The sequence below is a fragment of the Hohaiivirga grylli genome, from assembly GCF_039655745.1.
In the GTDB taxonomy this organism is placed as follows: Bacteria; Pseudomonadota; Alphaproteobacteria; order Rhizobiales; family Beijerinckiaceae; genus Hohaiivirga; species Hohaiivirga grylli.
In genome coordinates this window covers 796021-817930 of the sequence record NZ_JBBYXI010000001.1, presented here as the reverse complement: position 1 = coordinate 817930, position 21910 = coordinate 796021, and the positions used below count along the sequence as shown (strand labels likewise).

General features: G+C 48.7%; 17 protein-coding genes and 1 other RNA gene. 6 read left to right on the top strand and 12 right to left on the bottom strand.

Annotated elements, in window-relative coordinates; translation table 11 throughout:
* Positions 1 to 408: 408 nt before the first annotated feature.
* A complete protein-coding gene (locus WJT86_RS03515) occupies positions 409 to 1023 on the bottom strand; it encodes a helix-turn-helix domain-containing protein (protein WP_346336096.1) in 615 nt (204 codons plus the stop codon).
* A 114-nt stretch (positions 1024 to 1137) separates the two neighbouring features.
* Between WJT86_RS03515 and WJT86_RS03510 the strand changes: the two genes are divergently transcribed.
* The gene (locus WJT86_RS03510) at positions 1138 to 2337 is read left to right on the top strand and encodes a DNA recombination protein RmuC (protein WP_346336095.1); all 1200 of its coding nucleotides are present in this window, start codon (positions 1138 to 1140) and stop codon (positions 2335 to 2337) included.
* Here the strand turns inward: WJT86_RS03510 and WJT86_RS03505 are convergent, their stop codons facing one another.
* Positions 2338 to 3330 (bottom strand): Abi family protein, encoded by a 993-nt coding sequence (locus WJT86_RS03505; protein ID WP_346336094.1) that lies wholly within the window; start codon positions 3328 to 3330, stop codon positions 2338 to 2340.
* Positions 3331 to 3601: 271 nt separating this feature from the next.
* Here WJT86_RS03505 and WJT86_RS03500 point away from each other — a divergent pair, with 271 nt between their 5' ends.
* Positions 3602 to 3988 carry a hypothetical protein gene (locus WJT86_RS03500; protein ID WP_346336093.1) on the top strand — a complete coding sequence of 129 codons (387 nt, stop codon included), beginning with the start codon at positions 3602 to 3604 and terminating at the stop codon, positions 3986 to 3988.
* A 42-nt stretch (positions 3989 to 4030) separates the two neighbouring features.
* Here the strand turns inward: WJT86_RS03500 and pta are convergent, their stop codons facing one another.
* From pta to ffs, 8 genes are all read right to left on the bottom strand, one after another.
* A complete protein-coding gene (gene pta / locus WJT86_RS03495) occupies positions 4031 to 6115 on the bottom strand; it encodes a phosphate acetyltransferase (protein WP_346336092.1) in 2085 nt (694 codons plus the stop codon).
* A gap of 29 nt (positions 6116 to 6144) precedes the next feature.
* The gene (locus WJT86_RS03490; protein ID WP_346336091.1) at positions 6145 to 7344 is read right to left on the bottom strand and encodes an acetate/propionate family kinase; all 1200 of its coding nucleotides are present in this window, start codon (positions 7342 to 7344) and stop codon (positions 6145 to 6147) included.
* 222 nt (positions 7345 to 7566) lie between these two features.
* Complete coding sequence (gene pflA, locus WJT86_RS03485; protein WP_346336090.1) at positions 7567 to 8361, bottom strand: pyruvate formate-lyase-activating protein; 795 nt, start codon at positions 8359 to 8361, stop codon at positions 7567 to 7569.
* Positions 8362 to 8436: 75 nt separating this feature from the next.
* Positions 8437 to 10698, bottom strand: coding sequence for a formate C-acetyltransferase (pflB, locus tag WJT86_RS03480; RefSeq protein ID WP_346336089.1), 2262 nt, complete (start codon positions 10696 to 10698; stop codon positions 8437 to 8439).
* Positions 10699 to 11084: 386 nt separating this feature from the next.
* Positions 11085 to 11690 (bottom strand): recombination mediator RecR, encoded by a 606-nt coding sequence (gene recR / locus WJT86_RS03475; protein WP_346336088.1) that lies wholly within the window; start codon positions 11688 to 11690, stop codon positions 11085 to 11087.
* 10 nt (positions 11691 to 11700) lie between these two features.
* The gene (locus WJT86_RS03470) at positions 11701 to 12021 is read right to left on the bottom strand and encodes a YbaB/EbfC family nucleoid-associated protein (protein WP_346336087.1); all 321 of its coding nucleotides are present in this window, start codon (positions 12019 to 12021) and stop codon (positions 11701 to 11703) included.
* 29 nt (positions 12022 to 12050) lie between these two features.
* The gene (locus tag WJT86_RS03465; RefSeq protein WP_346336086.1) at positions 12051 to 14000 is read right to left on the bottom strand and encodes a DNA polymerase III subunit gamma/tau; all 1950 of its coding nucleotides are present in this window, start codon (positions 13998 to 14000) and stop codon (positions 12051 to 12053) included.
* Between the two features lie 108 nt (positions 14001 to 14108).
* An RNA gene (gene ffs / locus WJT86_RS03460) (signal recognition particle sRNA small type) lies at positions 14109 to 14207 on the bottom strand.
* A 207-nt stretch (positions 14208 to 14414) separates the two neighbouring features.
* On the opposite strand from ffs, the gene nudC reads away from it, so the two are divergent.
* Positions 14415 to 15320, top strand: coding sequence for an NAD(+) diphosphatase (nudC, locus tag WJT86_RS03455; protein ID WP_346336085.1), 906 nt, complete (start codon positions 14415 to 14417; stop codon positions 15318 to 15320).
* A 7-nt stretch (positions 15321 to 15327) separates the two neighbouring features.
* On the opposite strand, the gene WJT86_RS03450 is transcribed toward nudC, so the two are convergent.
* Complete coding sequence (locus WJT86_RS03450) at positions 15328 to 16185, bottom strand: prephenate dehydratase (protein WP_346336084.1); 858 nt, start codon at positions 16183 to 16185, stop codon at positions 15328 to 15330.
* Positions 16186 to 16236: 51 nt separating this feature from the next.
* Entirely contained in the window at positions 16237 to 16983 is a 747-nt protein-coding gene (locus WJT86_RS03445) for a 3-deoxy-manno-octulosonate cytidylyltransferase (protein ID WP_346336083.1), read from the bottom strand.
* Between the two features lie 420 nt (positions 16984 to 17403).
* Here WJT86_RS03445 and WJT86_RS03440 point away from each other — a divergent pair, with 420 nt between their 5' ends.
* From WJT86_RS03440 to WJT86_RS03430, 3 genes are all read left to right on the top strand, one after another.
* Positions 17404 to 17967: a c-type cytochrome gene (locus WJT86_RS03440; protein WP_346336082.1), complete on the top strand. Its 564-nt coding sequence runs from the start codon at positions 17404 to 17406 to the stop codon at positions 17965 to 17967.
* Positions 17968 to 18130: 163 nt separating this feature from the next.
* Positions 18131 to 19990 carry an extracellular solute-binding protein gene (locus WJT86_RS03435; RefSeq protein WP_346336296.1) on the top strand — a complete coding sequence of 620 codons (1860 nt, stop codon included), beginning with the start codon at positions 18131 to 18133 and terminating at the stop codon, positions 19988 to 19990.
* Complete coding sequence (locus WJT86_RS03430) at positions 19990 to 21852, top strand: extracellular solute-binding protein (protein ID WP_346336081.1); 1863 nt, start codon at positions 19990 to 19992, stop codon at positions 21850 to 21852. Before WJT86_RS03435 ends, WJT86_RS03430 begins: the two co-directional genes overlap by 1 nt.
* Positions 21853 to 21910: the final 58 nt, after the last annotated feature.

Sequence of the window (21910 nt, the reverse complement as noted above, 5' to 3'; positions counted from 1 at the left end):
TAATACGCATAAGGCTGTTACCCTGTTATCTGATATTAGATATTACAGTAGGCGGGATGTGGTGGGTAAGTGTTGAGAGATAAGGCATTCGGGCGCGCGGTAACCGGGTGCTTTTTTATTATCCCATTTTTACAGTGGCACACAGTATCAGGAAATACTGCCACTTGGATTTACAGTTAGGAAGATTGTCCCGGACGGGCTTCAAAAGGCTTTCGAAAGCGCCTCGAATAATCTTATCAATCAGATACTGAAATTACAGATAATGAATCCTGCTTTTTCTCAGAAAAATAACGGAAATCGCCAAATCAGACTTTTGTATACTGTCAAATATGACTGGGTCTTTTCATTTCGCTAGGACGCAAGATCAATAAGTCAATAGCTGATTTAAACTTCAAGTCTTGATTAGTTTCAAGCCGAGGCTTTGCTATTGTTTGAACTGCTGGCCGTTGTGGAGATATCCTTTTCAAGCCACGCCTTTAACAGAGAGAGAAGCGCTAAGCGCTCATCTTCTGTTCCTGTCACAGAGATTGCCCGCAGGCGGTCGTAGTAAGGCACCCCAATGCGTATGACATCAGACATGGACAGGTTGATGCCGTTAATTCTGTAAACGCTTTCAACCATGCCTGTCGTGCGCACCATCAATTCAGGGTCGGTACCTGTCACAGTCACAGTTTCACGCATAGCCTCGTGCGGGCTTTGGGATGTTTCGGAAGGCTTAGGATCCTTGTTTTTAAAGGATTCGATAGCCTGCACGTAAGGATTGAACTCTGTTCCCAGTTCCTGCCCAGCTTCGAGAAGCACGCCATCATCAAAGCGCATTGAGCCTTGCCCTGTCAGTATCCAGTCAGCACTAAACCCAAGCTCTGTAAGCTTTGTGAGTGTTTGAGCACTAGGAGCAGCCTTTGGTGTTTCAAGCAGTTGCCACCCCTTAACACTCATGAACATATGTGCAGCCATTTCAGCCTGCTTAAGCGCAAGCTGTTTTCGGATGCTTCTTAAGCGCTCACCAACAGAAGAACCCATTACACTTCTCCATACCCTATGAAACTCTTTTTACCATTAAACGTATTAGGGGTGGCGTATGAAAGATAACAAGAGTACATTTCGTGAACATTCTTGAGAGCACGATTCGAACAGATGAATGAAATAATTGTTACAATAGGTTCCCATCCCCTCACCTGGGGGCAGCTGACGCTTTATGGCGGACTGGCAATTATCATCCTGCTCATTACGCTCATCATTATGCAGAGCCGCTCCCGGCGTGAACAGGCCTTTACGCAGGCTATGGAAGTTGAACGCACGCGAGAAATGGAACAGCACGTTAATGAACTTAATCGCCTGCAAATGGAAATGAGCGGGCGGATGCAGACCATTGCCGAGGTTTTCGGTTCGCGCCAGAGTGATATGGTTCGCGCTCTCGCTGAGCGACTGGATGGCTTGCAGCATCGCGTTGGCCAGAGTTTAGAAAGCACCAGCCGTCATCAGAACGAGAACCTTGCAAAACTAAATGAACGCCTTGCTCTGATTGATGCAGCCCAAAAGAACCTCTCAAACCTGACTGGCGAAATTGTCGGCCTGAAGGATGTTCTGTCCAACAAGCAAACCCGTGGTGCCTACGGGCAGGGACGCATGGAAGCGATTATCAGGGACGGGTTGCCCATCGGCTCCTATCAGTTTCAGGTCACCCTCTCCAATGGCAAGCGGCCAGATTGCCTTGTTCATTTACCCGGTGATGAACGGGGTCTCGTTATTGATGCAAAGTTCCCGCTCGAAGCGTTTAATCTACTTCGGGAAGCAAAAACCGATGACGCACGCAAACTTGCCTCTGCACAGGTACGTAATGACCTCAACACACATATCAAGGCCATTTCGGAACGCTACTTCATTGCCGGAGAAACACAGGATATTGCCCTGCTCTTCGTTCCGGCAGAGTCCATTTACGCCGATATTGCAGAATATTTTGATGATATCGTCCAGAAGGCCCACAAAGCCCGGATTATGATTGTCTCACCTTCCCTGCTGACCTTAGCCATTCAGGTCATGCAGTCACTGGTGAAGGACGCCCGTATCCGTGAAGAAGCACATATCATCCAGACAGAAGTCCAGCATCTTTTGGTGGACGTCACACGCCTGTCTGACCGTGTTGCCAAACTTGATACACACTTCCGTCAGGCACAGGATGATGTTGCGATGATCCGCACATCAACCGACAAGATCACCAAACGCGGCCAGAAAATTGAAGCGCTTGAGTTTGAAGAAAAGCCCAGCATAGCTAAACATCCGGAGCCGGATACAGAGAGACTACCGGTTCAGCAAAGTTTGCGGATTGTCGATTGATTATTGGTCTATTACCCAGATAGGAAGTGTTTCCCAATCTTTTGGAAAGCCTGCGTCAGAAAGAGACAAGCAAGATCCAGCTGGAAAACTCTGCATATGCAAGATAAAATCTTTCAGCCAATCTGCTCCGAAAGACATACTTCTCATAAAATAAGCGATACATAAAAAAGTACTATAAATTTTACGACAAGACACTTTATTCATTAATATGTGACACAAAAATTCATTGTCGGAAAGCTGTTCCCATTCTGGATAATTTACGACTCCGCGATCCCATAACCTTCCATGATGAGCACAAATATTACGACAATCATTTAGACTCCGTATCCACTTGGAAAGTAAAAGTCCATTTGGAATTTTATACTTTAAAGCTATATTATTTTGATCTTCAGGTTTCATTCCTTGGAAAAATACTGACAACAAACCAAAGTCCCAAGCCTCAACAGCAATCCAAATAGGTGGATGGGCATCTGAATTGTATTTAGTTTTAAAATGCTGGGCAAATATCTCTTTTGATCTTAAGAATAAGTGATCTTGCCTCTCTAACCATTCAAAATGTCTTGTATTATTTTTTTCTTTTGGAATATGCCTTGTAAAGTTACCATTTAAGTATTGTTGATGTCTATGCGCAACAGGACTCAATTTTCCTAAAAGCAATGCAACATCAGTACGCAATGCAATCTCAATTCTCTCTAAAGCATCTAAGATTATTAGTCGTAATTTTCTATCAAAATTATAAATATCTATAATATTTTGAAAATTTGCATCCTCAACAAATTCATCTAAAACCATATACCGACCTGTTATACTCGGAGCAGGCACTGGAGAACTTGGGATTTTCTTCCTAAAAGGAAACCAATAGGCACTTAACCTATAATATCCTATCCCCACCAAATATTGCTGGGCTACATCCGTATCTTGAACATGCATACCACGGCTAACAAGAAGCTCAATTTGTTCAGATGGAGATAAATAAGGTTTAGAGTATTTCATTATGCCCTACGACAAAACCGCCCCGTACAAATAGACTGATACCAACGAAGGGCTGCTACTTGAAGAGAGGGCGGTCATGTCATTGACAACTATCTACTAGCTTCAAAATTTTGCAACAAGTAAGTTTTTTGACATTAAAACATGATAAGAAAAGATAAATCTTTTCTTATCATGTTTTACCTAATATTTCAACACACTATATCATTGATTTTTAAAATTTATTTTTTATAAGTAATTTCATTAATGTTTCAAAAAAGAGAAATGAAACAAAATGAATACCATTGAAGGCCATGCTTACGAAAAACGTCTCTTAGAAGAAATTGAAAAAATAGGACATCAAATTTTAGAACTGGAGCAGGAGAAACATGCTTTAGAAAGGCAACTTATTAAAGCTAGACATGAAAGCTATGCCTTAAGAGATGTTAAACGTAAAAATAGCATCACCCGTGCTTTAGTTGAGGATATTATTATTAAAGAGCTCTCTAGCTCAAAAAAACCTATGAAATCGCAAGAATTATTTCATGCAGCTCAATATGCAAACTTACACATGAAGAACAATACTTTCAGGACATACCTACATCGAATGCTAGAGAAAGGTATGATTAAACGCATTAAGACAGCTACATGGGTCTTATCAGGTTATGAAAAGACAAAATAAAAAAGGCGCCGCAAGCGGCGCCTTAGTTTTATAAGGAGACACTTATTCCGCGTCTGCCTGAATAGCTGTCAGGGCAATGGTATAGACGATATCGTCGACCAGAGCACCGCGAGACAGATCGTTGACTGGCTTGCGCAGGCCCTGAAGCATCGGGCCAACCGATACAACATTGGCAGAACGCTGAACGGCCTTATAGGTCGTGTTGCCTGTGTTCAGATCAGGGAAGATGAACACATTGGCGCGACCGGCAACCTGACTGTCCGGAGCCTTCTGCTTGCCAACGCTGAGAACGCTGGCAGCATCATACTGCATCGGGCCATCGATCAGGAGATCAGGGCGCTTTTCTTTAGCCAGAGCCGTTGCCTGACGCACCTTCTCAACGTCATCACCACTACCGGATGAACCTGTTGAATAGGAGATCATGGCAATGCGTGGCTCAATGCCAAACTGCTTTGCTGAATCGGCCGACTGAATGGCAATATCTGCCAGCTGCTCAGCTGTCGGATCAGGATTAACGGCACAGTCACCGTAAACCAGAACCTGATCAGGCATCAGCATGAAGAACACGCTTGATACGATGCTGGAACCCGGAGCTGTCTTGATCAGCTGCAGAGCTGGACGGATTGTGTTGGCTGTCGTGTGAACAGCACCAGACACAAGACCATCAACATCACCATTTGCGAGCATCATGGTGCCGAGAACAACGGTATCCTCAAGCTCTTTTTCAGCCTGCGGTTCTGTCATGCCTTTTGCCTTGCGCAGTTCCACCATTGGCGGAATGTACTTGGCTTTAGCCTTGTTCGGATCAACAATCTCGATATCGGCTGGCAGCTCAACACCCTGAGCGGCAGCGATATCGCGGATACGATCTTCATCACCAATCAGAACGCAATGAGCGATCTTCTTTTCGTGACAGATAGCAGCAGCCTGCAATGTGCGTGGCTCGTCACCTTCTGGCAAAACAATACGCTTGTTAGCCTTACGGGCACTTTCCACCAGACGATGGCGGAAGGCTGGAGGTGGCATACGCAGTTCAGAAGGCTCACCGATCTTCTTACGCAGACGATCTGTCTTGACGTATTCTGATACGAAATCAAGCACCTGCTCGGCACGCTCTACGTCATCGGCACCAAGATGGGCGCGATAAGCGGCAATGCGGGCACTGGTGTCGAATGTATCACCATCGCTGGACAGAATTGGCAGACCGGCCAGACGGGCAGACTGCATCAGTGGTTCAATCTTTGGTGAGATTGTATGACCACATGTCAGCAGAAGCCCAGCGAGTGGCACACCACGCAGAACCGACAGAGCGGTTGCCAGCATGACATCAGAACGATCGTTCGGTGCAACAACAAGTGCACCCGGACGCAGGCGGTCAATCAGGTTTTCGACAGCACGGGCTGCAACAACAACCTCATGAACGCGGCTGCGGGACATATTACCGGCATGTTCAACACGCAGGTTCAGAGCCGTTGCAACGTCCAGAAGACGCGGTGCATTCAAGCGATCTTCTGTCGGCGCAGCAGCCAGAACCGGGGCAGCTGAATAGAGACGACGGAAGTCAGACATGAACTGCTCGCCTTCCGCACCAGACGGAATGCGATTGATCAGAATGCCAACGACATCACTTGGCTTGAGATCATCACCAAACTGCTGCGTTGTCAGCTCAATGCTTTCAACCAGTTCACTCGGTGTATGACGGCTGGCATTAACAACCAGAATAAGCTCTGATGCCAAACCGCGAGCCATCTCAACATTGACGCGCGCATCAAACTGGCGATCGCCATCAGGCAGAAGACCTTCAATAATAACAACATCATTGTCATTACGGGTCGGTTCAACAATATTGACGACCTCTTCCATCAACTGAGACATCCGACCTGTCCGCAGCAATGTTTCCATATGTGCGGAAGGAAGTGGGGATGGAGCATCAATATGACAAATGGTGCGTGCAAAATGTGTCGAGAAAACCGAACGGCCGAGGCCAACGCGCTGGGCGATCGGTTTGACAAAACCAGCCTTGATACCATCTCTCTGCAGAGCCCGGACAAGACCGAGGCCCATGGAGGTCAGAGGCGCATCGCTACCAACCGGAACAAGGAAGAATGTCTTTGCTTTCTTTACCATTCTGGTGTGCCTTAAGTTTGGCCTCCCGATTAACGGGAGGCGTTGGCAATCGCGAGGGTATCGCGTGCAATCATCAGCTCTTCATTGGTTGCAACAACAAGTGCCTTAGGACCTGTTGCACCACTGATGACACCTGAAGTACCACGAACACACTTTTCGTTAGCAGCATCATCAAGAACGATACCAAATGGCTTCAGACGTTCAATTGTCATCTTGCGGAGCAGTGAGGAGTTTTCACCAATACCACCTGTGAATGTCACGGCATCCAGACGATCAAGAGACATGGCCAGACCACCGATCAGGCGGGCAAGACGGTGAGCAAAAACGTCAAGAGCAATCTTGGCACCCGGATGACCCTTTGCAGCTTCTTCTTCCAGTGTACGGCAGTCATTCGAAAGCTCAGACAAACCAAGCAGACCACTCTTGCGGTTCAGCATGTTGTCGAGGTCATTGATTGACATATTGGCGCGGTTAGCAAGGTAAACCAGTGCACCTGGATCAACGTCACCGGAACGGGTACCCATGACCAGACCTTCGAGAGGTGTCAGGCCCATTGTTGTGTCAACGCTTTCGCCATTCTTGACGGCTGTTGCTGATGCACCATTACCGAGGTGGGCAATTACGATGCCGTGATCTTTTGGATCAAGAGCCAGCATGCGACGTGTTTCGTCAGAAACGAAGCGATGGCTTGTGCCATGGAAACCATAACGACGTACACCGTATTCACGGTAGTATTCCATTGGCAGGGCATAGAGGTAAGCCTGTGGCTCCATTGTCTGATGGAAAGCTGTATCAAACACGGCAACCTGTGGCAGAGCTGGCAGCTTTTCACGGGCAACGCGAATACCAAGCAGGTTTGGTGGGTTATGCAGAGGAGCCAGTGGGCTGCAACGCTCAATTGCTGCAATGACCTTATCGTCGATCAGAACAGACTTATGGAACTCTTCACCACCATGAACGACGCGGTGGCCAACAGCAGTAACAGAAGCCAGAAGGCCTTTCTGATCAATATGGTTGATCAGGGCTTCAAGAGCAGTGGCATGATCACCACCATTCAGGCTCTCTTCTTTTTTGCCTTCTGAAGACTTGTAGGTAATTGAAGCATCAGAATCGCCAAGGCGTTCGGCAAGACCGCTCAATACCGGATCTTCACCGCTTTCATTCGGCATAAGGGCAAATTTGAGAGAGGAACTACCACAGTTGATGACCAGCGTCAGAGTTTTATTCATCGTTCTACACTTTTCTTCCAGTGATTGCCCTAATGACAGAGCATCAAATACATACGACCTCTCCCAGAACAGGATCAGTCATTTTCCAATTCACACCCCAAAGGGAAAATCTGCAGAGCACTTACGTATCAAATTACTATAATTTTGTACAAGTGTCCAATTTTCTAACATTATGAGTCGGTGCTTCTATAGCACCTCTACTAAAGTTAGAGGAGTCCAACCTCACTGCACCAAAAAGCCGCGGTCTGCAAACTGCTTTTTCACACGATCGACAAGTTCTGGCGTTGGTGTTGGCGTATCTTTCAGCGCGTATTCCATTCCCACCTCTTCCCATTTATGGGCACCGAGCTGGTGGAATGGCAGGACATCGACACGGGTGACAGCTTTTCCAAGCGTCTCAACGAAATCAACCAGCCTCTCAACATCATCGACATCATCGGTCCAGCCGGGAACCAGCACATAACGTATCCAGATTTCTTTGCCGAGACGCACCATACGATTGGCAAAATCAAGGGTTGGCTGCAGCTCCTGGGCTGTCAGTTCCTTGTATTTAACCGGATCACTATGCTTGATATCCAGCATGACAAGATCGACAGCATCATAGAAACTGTCATCTGTATCGTGATGCAGGAAGCCCTGAGTATCGAGTGCCGTATGCAGGCCCAGTTCTTTAACCTTCCGGAAAAGCGCTCCAACAAATTCCGGCTGCATGAGTGGTTCACCACCCGAAATGGTGACCCCGCCAGCAAATTTAAAGAAACCGGCCAAAGGTTTCAGCTCTGCAAGTGCCTCATCAACCGTCACCTTGCGGCCACGATGGAGTTTCCACGTATCAGGATTATGGCAGTACAGGCAGCGAAACTGGCAGCCAGAGGTAAAGAAGACAAAACGCACACCGGGGCCATCAGCCGCAGCGCCCGTTTCAACGGAATGGAGATACCCGACCACATCACCGTCAGCGATGCTGCCTGCGGCGGCCTCTTTACGCTCGGGAGATGTATCCGGGGTATTTGCCATTCTTACCACTCCTCAAAATCAACGGCCGGATAAACCGGCCGTCAATATTATATCATAGAACCGTCAGGTGCTCCATTACATGGAGGCATGGAACGTACGGCTGATAACGTCAAGCTGCTGTTCACGGGTCAACTTGATGAAGTTGACAGCATAACCAGACACACGAACTGTCAACTGCGGATAGAGCTCTGGATGCTCCATGGCATCAATAAGCGTCTCGCGGTTGAAAACGTTGACGTTAACGTGGAAGCCACCGCCACCCGAGAAGCCATCAAGGCAATTTGCCAGGTTACGGCTACGCTCTGGAAGTGAGCGACCAAGGGCATCAGGTGTTGCCGAAGCTGTCCAGCTGATACCATCAAGGGCACATTCGTAAGGGATCTTGGCAACCGAAGCACCGGCAGCTACGAAGCCCTTCACGTCACGACCATTCATTGGGTTTGCACCCGGAGCGAACGGCTCACCAGCACGACGACCATCAGGTGTATTACCTGTCTTCTTACCATAGACCACGTTGGATGTGATCGTCAGGACAGACTGGGTCGGCATGGAGTTACGGTAGAAATATGGCTGAGCCTTGATCTTCTCCATGAAGGAAGAAGCCAGAGACACGGCAATATCATCTGCACGGTCATCGTTATTACCATAAGCAGGGTAATCGCCTTCGATTTCGAAGTCTGTTGCCAGACCTTCTTCGTTACGAATAACCTTTACCTTGGCAAACTTGATGGCTGACAGGGAGTCAGCAGCAACCGAGAGACCGGCGATACCGCAAGCCATGGTGCGCAGGATATCACGATCATGCAGCGCCATCTCAATACGCTCGTAGGAATATCTGTCGTGCATATAGTGAATGCAGTTCAGAGCCTTAACATAGGTAGCGGCAAGCCAGTCCATGAGCGGATCGAACTTCTTCATGACGGTATCATAATCGAGCACGTCATCTGTGATTGGTTCGAAACCATGGGCAACCTTTGTGCCTGTCTTTTCATCAACGCCACCGTTGATTGCGTAAAGAAGGGCCTTGGCAAGGTTTGCACGAGCGCCGAAGAACTGCATCTGCTTACCGATACGCATCGCAGAGACACAGCAGGCAATGCCGTAGTCATCACCCCACTTAGGACGCATCACATCATCGCTCTCATACTGGATCGATGATGTTTCGATTGAGACCTGAGCCGCATAATCCTTAAAACCCTGTGGCAGCTCTGTGCTCCACAGAACAGTCAGGTTTGGCTCTGGTGCTGGGCCAAGATTGTAAAGCGTCTGCAGGAAGCGGAAGCTGTTCTTTGTAACCAGAGGACGACCGTCTTCACCGACACCGGCGATGGATTCTGTAACCCAGGTTGGATCGCCAGAGAACAGCTGATCGTAATCAGGTGTACGCAGGAAGCGAACGATACGCAGCTTAATGACCAGATCGTCAATCAGTTCCTGAGCTTCAGTTTCTGTCAGAACGCCAGCGTTCAGATCGCGCTGAATGTAGACATCAAGGAATGTCGAAACACGGCCGAAGGACATGGCAGCGCCATTCTGTTCCTTCACAGCTGCGAGATAGGCAAAGTAAACCCACTGGACAGCTTCACGAGCATTTGTTGCAGGACGGCTGACATCATAGCCATACTTTGCAGCCATCTGCTTCAGCTCATCAAGAGCGCGCCACTGTTCGGAAAGCTCTTCACGTAGACGCATGACGTCTTCGGTGAATACGCCGTTATCAAGCTCATGGAATTCACGCTGTTTGTCTTTACGGAGGAAATCAACACCATAAAGAGCAACACGACGGTAGTCACCGATAATTCGACCACGGCCATAAGCATCTGGTAGACCGGTGATCACACCAGACTTACGAGCAGCCAGAATTTCTGGAGAGTAAACATCGAAGACGCCCTGATTGTGGCTCTTACGGTAATGTGTCCAGATTTCATCAACAGCAGGGTCAGACTTGAAGCCATAAGCTTCGAGACCATTCTGCACCATGCGCAGACCGCCGTTTGGCATGATTGCGCGTTTCAAAGGTGCATCGGTCTGAAGACCGACGATTAATTCAAGATCACGATCAATATAGCCAGCATCATGTGCTGTGATTGTTGAACCGCGATCAGCGGAAACATCAAGTACGCCGCGCTTGCGTTCTTCAGCAAGCAACTTGGAAAGCTTCTCCCAAACGGCTTTTGTGCGCTCTGTTGCGCCGGCAAGGAAGGCGCTATCGCCTTCATAAGGAGTGTAGTTCTTCTGGATGAAGTCGCGTACATCGACGCTTGTATTCCAGTCACCTGCATTAAAGCCGCGCCATGGATCAATGACGACATCAGGCTTATTTACGGTAGCATCCATTTCAGTAGCCTCCTGAGGAAACACGTATGCTTCTTAATGTGCCTAATATAGGACATTTTCACGCAGCCCGCACTTTAAATTATACTCAAAATCAGGCCCAAAACCTTTGCAGCGCAACGATTCTTGCCTTAACAGCGCTATCATCAAAACACATACCAACTACTACGAAAGCACAACCCATTACGTAGCTTAGAGTTCAGAGAATTTCCGAAAATTTCGCAGCGCTATTTATGTCAACACATATATGTGCGACAAAATAGCACAACGTCAAGACTTATTGGTGAAGAGATCTGAATACAGAAAGGAATTTCATACAATATTGGGCGGAATAATCACATTACTCCACCCAATATTGTATATGGCTATATGAGTAAAATCAGGGTCTCTTAGAATCGCGTCCGCTGCTTGATAGCAGCAGAAAGAGTTCCCTCATCCAGATAATCAAGTTCACCACCAACCGGTACCCCATGGGCCAGTTTGGTGACATTCACATCACAATGAGAGAGTAGCTCAGTCACATAATGGGCTGTGGTCTGTCCATCCACTGTCGCACTGAGAGCCAGAATGACTTCTGTTACGGAAGTATCAGCCGCACGCATCACAAGCTTGTCGAGATTGAGATGTTCCGGCCGGACACCATCGAGCGGCGATAATACGCCTCCCAGAACATGATAGCGTGCATTGAGAGCCCCTGCACGTTCAAGCGCCCAAAGATCGGATACGTCCTCAACCACAACCAGAATTGAGTTATCACGGCTGGTATCACAACAGAGCGTGCAAGGATTAGCCGTATCAATATTTCCGCAGTTATCGCAGACCATAACGCGCTCACATGCCACCTGCATTGCCTCACCAAGTGGCTGCAGGAGCTGCTCACGTTTCTTGATCAGGTGTAAAGCAGCACGACGTGCAGACCGCGGCCCCAGCCCGGGAAGTCGGGCTAAAAGCTGGATCAATCTTTCGATTTCCGGTCCTGCAACAGAGCGCGCCATAATCTAAGCCTTAGAACAGCTTCATACCGGGAGGGAGCTGTAAGCCACCTGTGACATCGGCCATACGTTCCTGCATAATGCGCTCAGCTTTTGTACGAGCATCAGCCATTGCGGCAACGATCAGGTCTTCGAGAATTTCCTTTTCATCAGGAACCATCAGAGTTGGGTCAATAGCAATGCCTTTCATGTCACCTTTGACAGAAAGGGTTACTTTAACCGCACCACCACCAGACGTTCCTTCAACGGTCATCTGTTCGATTTCGGCCTGCATATCCTGCATTTTCTTCTGCATGGCCTGAGCCTGTTTCATCAAACCCATCATATCGCGCATGGCTTTATCTCCTGAAGGATGTATCTGTTTTATAGTTCGTCGAAATCGCTGCCTGTATCAGGCTCATTATCGATTTCCGGATCAGCAGTCGGAGCGATTTCTTCACGACGGTCTCTCACGTCTGTAATCTGCGCACCGGGAAACTGAGATAAAATTGTCTGAACCAGCGGATGCGCCGTCACGGTATTGCGACGTTCGGTAGCTTTCTGCTCACGGACATTTCTGACCGTTTCCTGACCATCATTTGAAGATAAGGCAACAATCCAGCGCTGACCTGTCCAGTCATGCAGCAAACGGGCCAGCTCATTGGCAAGTGTCTGGCTACCCCCCTCTGCCAAACGAAACTCTATGCGGCCTTCTTCAAAATGAACCAGATGAACATCACTCTCGAGAGCAACCTTAATGCGCATCTCCCGCTGTTCACCAGCATAAGCTATGACATCTTCAAAGCGACGCAACCGGACGCCACCCATTGGCTGAGCCTGTTCGGCTTGAGCCACAGGCACAGGTGTAGGAGCAGACATCGGTACAGGCATTGGAGCTGGTCTGCCACCACCGGAAACCGCCATCATTGTTGGCGCACCGCCCATGGGTGGGGGAGATTGAACAGGCACCGACTGAGCAGAAGCAGACGGTGTAATCTGACCAGCATTCACTGGTGCACTATTGTTACTGACAGCACTATTACGGGCACTTTGCCCATTCGTCGAAACTGATGCAGCCGTGCTTCGGCCATTATTGCGTAAAGCACGGATAGCCTCATCAGGTGTCGGCAGATCTGCTACATAGGCAAGGCGCACAAGAACCATCTCAGCTGCGGCAACCGGACGGGCAGCATTCTGAACCTCAGGAATACCCTTGAGCAGAATCTGCCATGCACGGGAAAGAACACGGACAGAAAGCTTCTCAGCGAATTCCAGCCCTCTTGTTCTCTCAATTTCCGTCACAGACGGATCTTTAGCCGTATCAGGCACCAGCTTGAGGCGCGTAACCAGATGAATGAATGATGCAAGATCGGACATAATGACAACCGGATCAGCACCTGAATTATACTGGTTACGCAGTGCTGCAAAACTGGCCGGCATATCACCACGCATAACGGCTTCGAACAGATCAATCACCTGCGTACGATCTGCCAGGCCAAGCATATCGCGCACAGTATCTGCCACGATATTACCACCACCATGAGAAATCGCCTGATCGAGCAGCGAAAGGCTGTCACGAACCGAGCCTTCTGCAGCCAAGGCGATTGCACTTAAAGCGGCAGGCTCTGCGCTGACACTTTCCTTCTCACAGATACGGCCCAGATGATTCACCAGCTGGTCTGCCTCGACACGTCTCAGATCAAACCGCTGACAGCGGGAGAGAATCGTGATTGGAACTTTACGAATTTCAGTTGTTGCAAAAATAAATTTGGCGTGTGGCGGCGGCTCTTCCAGAGTTTTCAGAAAAGCATTGAATGCCTTTTCCGACAACATGTGGACTTCGTCGATGATGTAGACTTTATAGCGCGCTGACACCGGAGAGTACCGGATACCATCAATAATCTGACGAACGTCCTCAATACCCGTATGCGACGCCGCATCCATCTCCAGCACGTCAACATGACGCGATTCCATAATCGCTTCACAGTGAACGCCAAGGTTTGGCATATGAATTGTTGGCGCACCTGTGCCATCAGCCAGTTGATAATTGAGTGCACGCGCAAGAATGCGGGCTGTCGTGGTTTTACCGACCCCACGAACACCTGTCAGCATCCAGGCCTGAGGAATGCGTCCCGTATCAAAAGCATTTGAGAGTGTACGAACCATTGCCTCCTGACCGATGAGATCCTCAAAGGTCAATGGTCGATATTTACGGGCCAGAACACGATAGCCACTGGCACTCTGCTGTTGAGGTGCAGGTGCAGCAGGTTCTCCCATCAGAGACAACTGATTAGGATCATCAAAATGATTTACGCCTGTTTCGGTATCTTCCATCGGGCCAGTTCAACGGGGTTTCAGTATTGGAGCGTTATAATAGCCCCTAGCCACGAATTCGCAATCTTTCAAAGAATGGCCCGAACCCCAAGGGTACCATTGCAAGAAAGGTGGGAAGCTGGACGAAGACCCGCTCGAATTCGTTGGGGCTGCTTCCTTCCGGACCTGACCCGGTTGGCGAATGAAACGTCCCTCGCCAGCCTCCCGTCGCTTATATGGGGGTTTGTGCAAACAAACGCAAGTATCTTTGGGATGATGTGGGGAATTTCACACAAACACGACACAGTTTTTCAGGGAAACATTTCAATATTTATCAGGACACTTTAGTTATCATCATCATGATTGTGCCTAGGCTCACATCCTCTGGCCCCCACATATGTACAAACATCAGTGATTTCGTTTTTGAGGTTCTTTATGGCACCGCTTGGTTTTTCTTCTCGTCCGTCACTTGTGCGCCACACCGTACAGCAGGACCCGCTGGCGCTTGAGCATACCTTAAAAGCAGGTTCCTATATTTCGATCTTATGTGCAGAAGACAAAGTTATTGCCCGTAAAGGCCCACCACTAACAGCTTTGCTCAGTCGCCATGATTTCGAAATGCCAGACGACCATAAAGAGCAGGTTTTACTCGGCGACTACAATGATGTCCCCGTGATTGCGACGCTGATTTCCAACGAAAAAGCAGAAGTATTTGCGGCAAACACCTCATTTATCGTCAACGATCTGCGCAGTCTGGCAACAGATATGCTTTTGCCGGAAGCCGAACTTGGCCTGCTGGCCTCTGCCAAATCAATATTGACCTGGCATAACCGCAATCGTTTCTGCGCAAATTGCGGCCACCCAACCTCTCATGCGTCATCAGGCTTCAGGCGGGATTGCTCCTTCTGCAATGCCCAGCATTTTCCGCGAACAGATCCTGTCGTAATCATGTTGATTACAAAAGGCGACCAGTGTCTGCTTGGGCGCTCACCCCATTTCCCACCCGGACGCTTTTCGTGCCTTGCAGGCTTTATTGAACCGGGCGAAACCGTTGAAGCGGCGGTCCGCCGTGAAGTCTTTGAGGAAACAGGGGTTCGTGTCGGAGAAGTCCGTTATCTGCAATCCCAGCCATGGCCCTTTCCATCAAGCCTGATGATCGGCATGCATGGCATCGCCGATAGCTCAGATATTGTGATTGATGAAGAAGAGATTGAAGAGGCTCACTGGTTCTCAAAAGAAGAGGTGCGTCAACTCTTTGAAGGCAATCATCCGGAAGGGCGAAGCGCCCCTCCTCCCGTTGCGATTGCGCATCATCTGTTGCGCATCTTTCTGGAAAACTGATTGTTTTTTATTCAGCTGGTCCGAGATCCAGACGCTCCCGAAATGGATGCGCTGCATAAACACCCAGAACACGCAGTTCCTTTGAGAAGTAGTCCAGCTCCTCAAGGGCACGCTTGAGAGCTGGTTCTTCAGGGTGTCCATCGACTTCAGCATAGAACTGCGTCGCCGTGAACTGTCCGTCAACCATGTAACTTTCAAGCTTAGTCATGTTCACGCCATTAGTGGCAAAACCACCAAGCGCTTTATAAAGAGCCGCCGGAATATTGCGGACCCGGAACACAAAACTTGTTACCGTCGGCCCTTTGCCAACCGGCACCCAATCAGGTGTTCTGGACAGAATAACGAAGCGTGTTGTGTTGTAGACCTCGTCTTCGACATCTTCGAGAAGAATCTTCAACCCGTACAGGTCAGCCGCCATGCGTGGTGACAATGAAGCACGAGTGATATCCTGCGCATCACGAATTTCGCGCGCTGCACCCGCCGTATCACCAGCGATAACAGCCTTGAAACCAAGCTTGCGAATAATCTTACGGCATTGTCCAAGCGCATGAATATGGCTGTGAACCGACTTGATCGTTGACAGATCAGCCCCGGGCAATCCCATCAGCTGGAAGTGGATGGGCAGAAAATGTTCGCCAATGATATGAAAACCGGATGTTGGCAGCAGATTATGGATATCAGCGACACGCCCTGCAATTGAGTTTTCAATCGGGATCATAGCCAGTTGGACAGTATCATCAGCAAGGGCTGCAAAAGCATCCTCAAAAGTCGGGCAAGGCACGGCTTCCCACTTAGGAAAGACTTCCTGACAGGCACTATGTGAGTTAGCGCCGGGTTCCCCCTGGAATGATATTCTTAGTGGCATATTCAAAACCCGTATTTAAAATACTCTCAAGACTTATATCAAGCGAACAGCTTACTTTGCAGTCTGACGTTCGGCAATAATCTGTCGAGCCCGTTCAAGATCGGCAGGTGTATCCACCCCTAAAGGTACATCATCAACAACCATCGCATCAATCCTCATGCCTGCCTCAATTGCGCGAAGCTGTTCAAGCTTTTCGCGAATCTCAAGCTGTGAAGGCGACATCGTTACAAAACGCTCAAGCGCCATACGGCGATAGGCATAGAGACCAATGTGATGATAAAGCGGCCCATCACCATATGGAGCGGTTGCCCGTGTAAAATACAAAGCCCGATAACGGTTTGGCGCAAACAGTTTGGTGCCAACCATTTTCACGACATTGGGATTGCTGCGCTCTTCATCAACCTTGATCTCGGCAACCAGTGTCGCAATAGAAACAGCAGTATCGTCAAGTGGCTGAATGGATGCAGCAATCGCCTTAGGATCAATTGTTGGCAAATCACCCTGAACATTCACAACCACATCATATTCACGAGCAGGATCAAGCTTCTGCAAAGCTTCGTGAATACGATCAGAGCCTGTTGTATGATTAGCGCTTGTCATCACAACCTGCGCACCAGCCTTGGTTACAACCTCCGCAATCTCTTCAGCATCCGTTGCGATGGCAACCGGGCCGATATCAGCCTCACAGGCGCGGCGCCAGACATGAACAATCATTGGGTCACCGGCAATATCTGCCAATGGCTTATTGGGAAGACGCGTTGCAGCAAGACGGGATGGGATAAGAACAAGCGGTTTCATTGTGATTCCAGAACACATAATTGTAATGATCTCGCAGAAAACACATTTATGTGTCGTTATCACTGCAAAAATCAGACTTTCAGTATCTCTGCCCTTAGAGAACAGTTTTTCAGATAAATCTCCTTAGCAATAAACTACCTGCTTGTCATTCAAGGTTTTTTCAGGCTGCATCAGGCATTCACACGATTGTTGGCAGAGCGGTTTATACAAATTTACGAGAAGATAGATTTGGCAATTATGCCAAATTGCCGCATTAGCCATTGTCAATTTTTTCTGGAAGAGGTAAGCAACGCTTCCATATGGCATGTGGTCGCGCAACCCGCTGTTCGGGGAAACGTAGCTACATGAGTTTGCCCAACAGCCGGAACAGATTTCCTACCTGTTACCGCCTTTGCAGACAAAACGGGGAGAACCCTTACGATGGTTATGGAAATCAATAAATTCCTCGGGGCACTCTTTGGTTGCCTTCTTGTGGTCGTTATCATCCACCTGACGGGTCAGTTTATCTTTACATCTGCCCCACCTGCAGTTGCAGGCTATAACCTGCCAACAGTTGCCGGTGAAGTCGTTGAAGATCCAAACAAGCCCGCAGATATTCCTCTGCCAACCCTTCTGGCCAGTGCAGATGCCGATAAGGGTAAGACAATCGCCAAGCAGTGTGTCTCCTGCCATACCTTTGACAAGGGCGGCAAGAATGGTATTGGCCCGAATCTCTGGGGTATTGTTGATCGCGTACCTGGCTCCCACGAGGGCTTTGCCTATTCCAAGGTCGTTAAGGAAAAGGGCGGAAAATGGACTTACGAAGACATTGATCACATGATCAATACACCAGCAAAATACCTTAAAGGTACAAAGATGACCTTTGCTGGTCTCAAGAATGCCAAGGATCGTGCAGACGTTCTGGCTTACCTGCGCACTCTGTCTGACAATCCTGTTCCATTCCCTGAAGCTCCTCCTGCTGAAGGCGCAACAGAACAGAAGTAATCAAACCGATTACATTCAAGAATATGAAGACCGGGGTTTCTCCGGTCTTTTCTTTTTGTCCCAACAGATCGACTGTCACCAGCATCTTTTCGGCAAGAGCAAGAATAGGGTTCCTATTTCTTCAAAACAGAATAAATTCACTTTCAAAGTCACAAAATGGGAGATGCGTGTGTTTCGCCAGCTTATAATCCTTGCCTTTTCTGCAGCTCTTTTGCTTCCCGCACAGGCTCAGGCACAGAAAGACCTGCTCAGACACGGATTGGCTCTGGTTGGTGAACCCAAGCTTCCAAAAGATTTCAAGCATTTTGATTATGTAAATCCTCAAGCTCCAAAAGTCGGAACCGTCCGACTGGCAACACAGGGAACGTTCGACAGCCTCAATATTGTCGTTGCAGGTGTCAAAGGGCAGGTGCTTGGTGGCATTGGGCTTATTTATGAAAGCCTGATGACGTCATCTCAGGACGAAGTTGATGCGATGTATGGACAGCTGGCTGAAACTGTCAGCTATCCGGATGATTACTCTGGTGTCACATACACTCTGCGCGAAGGTGCCAAATGGCATGATGGCACACCAATTACTTCTGATGATGTTATCTTTTCATTTGAAGCTTTCAAGCAATACAGCCCAATGTATAGCTCCTATTATGCAAATGTCGACAAGGTCATAAAAAACGGCCAACGCAGCATTACCTTTACTTTTAAAGAGAAGGGAAATCGAGAGCTTCCCTTCATTGTCGGGCAGCTGACAATCCTACCCAAACACTGGTGGGAAGGAGCAGATGCCAATGGTAAAAAGCGTGACATTTCCCAGACAACCCTTGAAATACCGCTGGGGTCTGGCCCTTATAAACTGAAATCCTTTGAAACCGGGCGTTCAGCCGTCTTTGAACGCGTTGAGGATTATTGGGGCAAAGACCTGCCCGTAAATGTGGGCCAGTATAACTTTGATGAAATCCGGTATGAGTACTATCGGGATGCCACTGTTCTGGTCGAGGCCTTCAAGGCAGACAAGTATGATTTCCGGGCAGAGAACATCGCAAGAAACTGGTCAACTGCTTATAATTTCCCAGCCCTTGAACAGGGACGTGTCATCAAGGAAGAGTTTGCGATGCGCAATATCGGCATCATGCAGGCTTCTGTCTTCAATCTGCGCCGTGACAAGTTCAAGGATGAGCGCGTACGCCGCGCTTTTAATCTTGCCTTTAACTTTGAAGAAACAAACAAGAACCTGTTCTATGGCTTGTATTCCCGCATCAATTCCTACTTCTTCGGAACAGAGCTTGCCTCTTCCGGCCTGCCACAAGGACGAGAACTGGAAATATTAGAAAGCCTCCGCGGGCAGGTTCCGGACAGCGTGTTTACAGCTCCCTATCGTAACCCGGTCAACGCCACAGCGGATCAGGTCAGAGAGAACCTTCGTCAGGCTTTGGGCTTACTGAAAGAAGCTGGTTATGAACTAAAAGGCCGAACACTTGTCAGCACCAAAACAGGTGAACCTTTCAAGGTGGAATTTCTATCTGATAACGCAAGCTTTGAAGCTTATGCCCTGACTTACAAACAGGCCCTTGAGAAGCTTGGCATAACGGTCACAATCCGAACAGTTGACCCGGCTCAGTATAAAAACCGCACGCGCAACTTTGACTTCGATATCCTGACTGCCGAGAACTGGGTACAGACATTATCACCAGGCAACGAACAGCGCAGCTATTGGGGCTCCGCATCAGCTGATGAGCAGGGTAGCCGTAATCTTGCTGGCATTAAGAACCCAGCGATTGATACCCTGATTGATAAAATAGTCTTTGCCAAAGACCGGGATGAACTGGTCGCCACAACCCGCGCCCTTGATCGTGTCTTGATGGCAAACAATTATGTAATGCCACAATGGTCCTCAGCCACCTCACGGACATTGCGCTGGAACCGTTTTGGTCGCCCAGACAAGCTGCCCAACTATGGCAGTTCAGGCTTCCCGATTATCTGGTGGTACGATAATACCTTGGCAGAGAAAACAGGAGCTGCTCGATAATGCCCGTCTCACGTCGCGACCTCCTTCTGACAGCAAGCGCTGCCGGAGTCCTGGCTCAACTACCGTTTAAAGCCGCTTATGCAGCCTCCACCACAACTCATGGTCTTTCAAGTTTTGGAGACCTCGCACTCCCGGCTGACTTCAAACATTTTCCATACGTAAATCCCAATGCTCCCAAAGGCGGTCAGCTGACCCTGCAAATTACTTCAACAGGCGGAAATCAGGCATTTGATACCTTCAATACCCTGAATATTTTTGCCTTCCGTGGGCAAGGTGCTGCCGGCATGGGCATGGTCTACGACAGCCTGATGTCATCATCGAGCGATGAACCCGACTCCGCTTACGGGCTCGTTGCGCAATCAGTATCAATCTCAAACGATAAAAATACTTTCCGATTTCGCCTGCGTCCGGAAGCACGTTTCCATGATGGCTCAGAACTAACTGCGGAAGATGTCGCTTTTTCACTAAATACACTCAAAAATGATGAGCAGGTTTATCCAACCTACCGCCTCATTTTGAAGGATATGGTTTCAGCAGAAGCAGAAGCCAAACATATCCTGAAAGTTACACTCTCCCCTCAACGTGCACGCGACTTGCATCTGACGGTTGCTGCAATGCCCATTTTCTCAAAAGCCTATTACACTGGACGGGAATTTGGTGCTGCTTCACTGGAGGCCCCACTTACATCAGGGGCCTATAAAGTCTCCCGCTTTGAGCAGGGCCGGTTTATAGAATTTGAGCGTGTCACTGACTATTGGGGTAAAGACCTCCCCGTGAATGTCGGCCTCAATAATTTCGACCGTATTCGTTACGAATATTTCCGCGATCGACAGGTTGCCTTTGAGGCCTTCAAGGGTGGGATCCTGAGCTATCAGGCAGAATATACCTCGCGCATCTGGGCCACCGGGTATGATTTCCCTGCTATCAAGGATGGGCGCGTTCTCAGAGACAGCATTGAAACTGAAGCCCCCGTTTCAGCTCAAGGATGGCGTTTCAATCTGCGCAGGGATAAATTTAAAGATGCACGCATTCGCGAAGCCATCGGTCTTGCTTTTGACTTCGAGTGGACGAATGCCACGATCATGTATGGCTCCTACCAGCGTGTAACATCTTATTTTGAGAACTCAGTCATGAAGGCGAAAGGAAAGCCTTCACCTGAGGAACTGGCGTTACTGGAACCATTCCGCAAGGATATCACGGAAAGCGTTTTTGACGAGGCCTATCTGCCTCCTGTATCTGACGGTTCAGGACAGGACAGAAACCTTTTGCGAAGAGCCGACCAACTGCTGATGGAGGCAGGCTGCACACGTAAAGGGCGCTCACTCCTCTTACCAGACGGCTCAGCATTTGAGATTGAGTTTCTGGATTTTCAGCCGACACTGCAACCCCATACCCAGCCATTCATTGCCAACCTTGGCCGGCTTGGCATTAATGCCCGGTCACGGATCGTTGATGCTTCACAATACCAGCAGCGGCTGAATTCTTTTGATTTTGATATTATCAGCCTAAATGCAGGCGGCTCATTAACACCCGGGGACAGCCTCCGCCTTGTCTATGGTTCTCAGGCGGCGAAAACACCAAGTTCACTGAACTATTGCGGCATTAGCAACCCGGCCATTGATGCCATGATTGAGCATATCTCAGCAGCCAAAAGCCGGGAGGAACTGAATATTGCCTGCCGTGCTCTTGATCGTATCCTGCGTGCAGAAAAATACTGGGTCCCCATGTGGTACAATAACAAAAGCTGGGTTGCCTGGTGGAATATGTACTCACGACCAGACAAACGCCCCCGCTTTGATACCGGTGCCCCAATGACATGGTGGTATGATGCCGAGAAGGCGAAGAAAATCGGTAAAGGCTGACAGAAATTTTGCACAATCCGTTTACGGTAAACAATCCGTTAAGGCTTTCAGCTTAAAC